The organism is Streptomyces sp. NPDC044061, assembly GCF_056434305.1.
In genome coordinates, this window is the sequence record NZ_JBWKFL010000146.1 from 1 (window position 1) to 3,088 (window position 3,088).

A 3,088-nucleotide genomic window follows, 5' to 3' on the forward strand; every position below is an offset into this window, starting at 1 on the left:
ATCGGCCCCTGCTAACCACGTCACATCAATCGAAGAACCACCCTGAGCTGCGACGACATGCTCAGATCACGATCGAACCGGCGATAACGGGCGGCGTCGGGAAGACACACGTCGCCCAGGCCCTCGGCCACCAGGCCGTCCGCCAGGGCGCCAACGTCCGCTTCGCCAAGACCAGCCGCATCCTCGCCGAGCTCGCCGGCGGCCACGCGGACCGCACCTGGGACAAGCGCATGCGCGAACTCATCCGCCCCGACCTGCTCATCCTCGACGACTTCGCCATGCGCCAACTGTCCGCATCCCAGGCCGACGACCTCTACGAACTCGTCTCCGAGCGGCAGGGCCGGTCCTTGATCATCACGAGCAACAGGGCGCCCAGCGACTGGTATCCCCTCTTCCCCAACCCCGTCGTCGCCGAGTCGCTGCTGGACCGGCTGATCAACTCCAGCCACCAAGTCATCATGAACGGCCCAAGCTACCGGCCCAACAAGCGGCCAAAGGGCCCCGTCGGCAAGCCGGACACCTCCGCCAGCGGCTAGAACTCACCCGAGCCGATCTTGTTAGCCCTCAGCAGCCGAGCGATCCGATGAAGCGGTCCAGCCGAGAGACGACTTGCCGCAGGACCTCAACCGATCCTGCGGCATCGTCCGCAAGTTCCAGGCCATGGTCCGCCGAGGGCACTTCCAGGACATCGTGTCGCAGGGACGCAGCAATTCGTGAATCCCAGAGCTTGTCGGCGCTTCCGCCGATGAGGAGGGTCGGCTCCATGGCTCGCCGGAGAGCCGCGGTGACGTGGTCGTTGGTCAGGAGCGGGGTGAGCCAGGCTGCCGGGATGTTCCTGTCAGCTGTGATGCCGCAGGCGAGGGAGCCCAGGGACTTGCCGACGACGAGCCGACAGGCCCCCGCCTCGGCTTCGATGGCCTCGGTGACCTGCCGCTCCACCCATGCGATCCGGTCGTCCACCGTGAACTGCGCGAACCCATCGGGGATCTGCCACCACAGCTCCTGGACCGTCCAGCCGTGCTGGAGCAGGACGCTCCGGGCGAAGTGCAGTAGCGGCCTGGCAGGCGAGTAACCGACACCTGGAACGACAACTGCGACACGATCTCGGCCTCCGTCGAAACGGGTGGGCATGGCGAAGGGAACGGGATCAGACATGGCCGCAGACTACTAGTCAGCTGATCATGTGACTCTCGGTGCTCGAACGCTGTCGCAACCACCACCTGGGGAATTACGTGACCATGAACCCTGGGGAATTACGGGCTCTGTCGCTGATCTTGTGATCGGGTGGGTCAGGATCTGTGCAGGATGCGGGTGCGGAGGAGGTCGAAGTTGGCCCGGCCGTATCCATCCCTTTTGATCCGTTTCACCCTCGTGTTCTGGCCCTCGACCTGGCCGGAGCTCCAGGAGCTAGACAGGCCGGCGATGACGGCGTCCTGGTCCCGGCGCAGGCCGTTGACCAGGGAGTGCAGTGCGGGCAGGTCGTCGTGTTCGACGCGCTCCATCCAGGCGGGGAGTTCGCTGCCGGTCAGGTCCCGCAGCATCGTCGCGAAGTCGCGGACATGCCCGGTGACCGCGTCCAGCTCGGGACAGCCCGCACGGATCTCCTTGAGCGCGAGAGCGTCCTCGTCCGGGAGGTTGCCGGGGTTCGTCATAATCCATCTCACGATGCGGCGGGGTCGCGGAGCCACACGGGGTGCTGGTGGTGCGGTGATGGAGGACTTGAAGGGCCGAAGATAGCGCCGGGTGGTCTGGATGCTGCCTGGGAAGCCCAGTGCCCGGATTTCCTCGTGGAGTTGCGCGCTGTCGCGGCAGCCGTCGTTCCACCGCTGGTGGAGGTGGGTCATGTACGGGTCGAGGATGCTGGTGCGGTTCGTCGCTTTGACGAGCAGTTCGTCGATGCTGGTGGCGCGGGCGAAGCGGCGCACGGTGGCTCGTTCCAGCCGCAGCGTTCGGGAGATCCCCGCCAACGAGCTGCCGTCAGCCAGAAGTTGCTGCACGGCGGCGTACCGCTCCTTCGTCCGGGTCACCAGGCGGCGCTCGCGCCCGCAGACGTCGAGCGTAGAGTCGGTCACGGGCGGCGGAGTCTGCCAGATGTCGTCGCCGGGCGGCAGGGTGGCCGGTAAGGTGTTCGCGAACACGGTCCGGACGCAGGCGTGATGGGCGCCGACTGTCTTCTCCACCGCTTCTCCGAGGTTCTTCCACAAGTGCCAGCCGTCGGCAATCTGTGTCGCCTGCGGGGCGCCTGTGCGGGCGCCTTCGGCATAGGCCCCGCCACGGTCCCTGCAAATGATCTCTACCTCGGGGTGGTCGGCGAGCCAGGCGGCCAGCGGCTCGGCCTCGCGGCCCGGCAGCACGTCGATCGGGCGGTGCTGTTCCAGATCCACCAAGATCGTCGAGTACGAGTCGCCCCTGCGCATGGCGAAATCGTCAACACCCAGCACCCTGACCTGCCCGACTGGCTCTTCGGGAAGGGCTCGCAGGAGACGTAACAGCGTGTCCTTTGCCACCTGAACTCCGAGAGCTGCCGCGAGCCGGCTCCCCGGCCGCCCAGCCAGCGCCACCGCGATGCTGGTCAGCATCCCGCGCAGCAGCGGGGTGAAGCGGGCATGCGGGCTGGTCAGCCCGGCGACTTGTTCGACGAACGTCACGGCCGCGCACGCGGCGTTGAGGCACCGGAACCGGCGCACCAGCAGCTCGATCACCACCCGGGAACCACTGATCGCCGCATCCGACAACCGTCGCAGATACCGGCCGTGCACCCGGCCCGACGAACTGCCGCAGTGCGGGCACAGCCCATCGGCCGCACGCACGCGTGCATGCAGGGTGATCCTGCCGATCGTCCGCTCGACCAACTCGACCACGACACCGGCCAGATGGGGAAGAAGCGCCTCGAAGCTCTGCGAAGTACACGCGAATCATGATCACAGCCGCGCCGCCCAGAGATCACCCGATCACAAGATCAGCGACAGAGCCGAATTACGTGACCGTCGACAGGCAGTTCACGTGACCACACCGGCCGCACCACGATGCCGCCGGCGAGGTGCAGACGGCCGTCCTTCAGCCGGAAGCCGCGCTGGGTGTAGTTCAG

The 3,088-nt window shown here is 66.8% G+C and carries 3 protein-coding genes and 1 pseudogene; 1 reads left to right on the top strand and 3 read right to left on the bottom strand.

Annotation, left to right across the window (positions count from 1 at the left end):
• Nucleotides 1-536: ATP-binding protein (locus AC07CM_RS50600; protein ID WP_478883314.1), on the top strand; the 536-nt coding region annotated here is incomplete at its 5' end.
• A 28-nt stretch (nt 537-564) separates the two neighbouring features.
• On the opposite strand, the gene AC07CM_RS50605 is transcribed toward AC07CM_RS50600, so the two are convergent.
• The 3 genes and pseudogenes from AC07CM_RS50605 to AC07CM_RS50615 form a co-directional block, all read right to left on the bottom strand.
• Entirely contained in the window at nt 565-1,155 is a 591-nt protein-coding gene (locus AC07CM_RS50605) for an alpha/beta hydrolase (protein WP_478883315.1), read from the bottom strand.
• 134 nt (nt 1,156-1,289) lie between these two features.
• Nucleotides 1,290-2,861 carry an ISL3 family transposase gene (locus tag AC07CM_RS50610; RefSeq protein WP_478883316.1) on the bottom strand — a complete coding sequence of 524 codons (1,572 nt, stop codon included), beginning with the start codon at nt 2,859-2,861 and terminating at the stop codon, nt 1,290-1,292.
• Between the two features lie 107 nt (nt 2,862-2,968).
• A pseudogene (locus AC07CM_RS50615) lies at nt 2,969-3,088 on the bottom strand (RNA-guided endonuclease TnpB family protein); the annotation flags it as partial.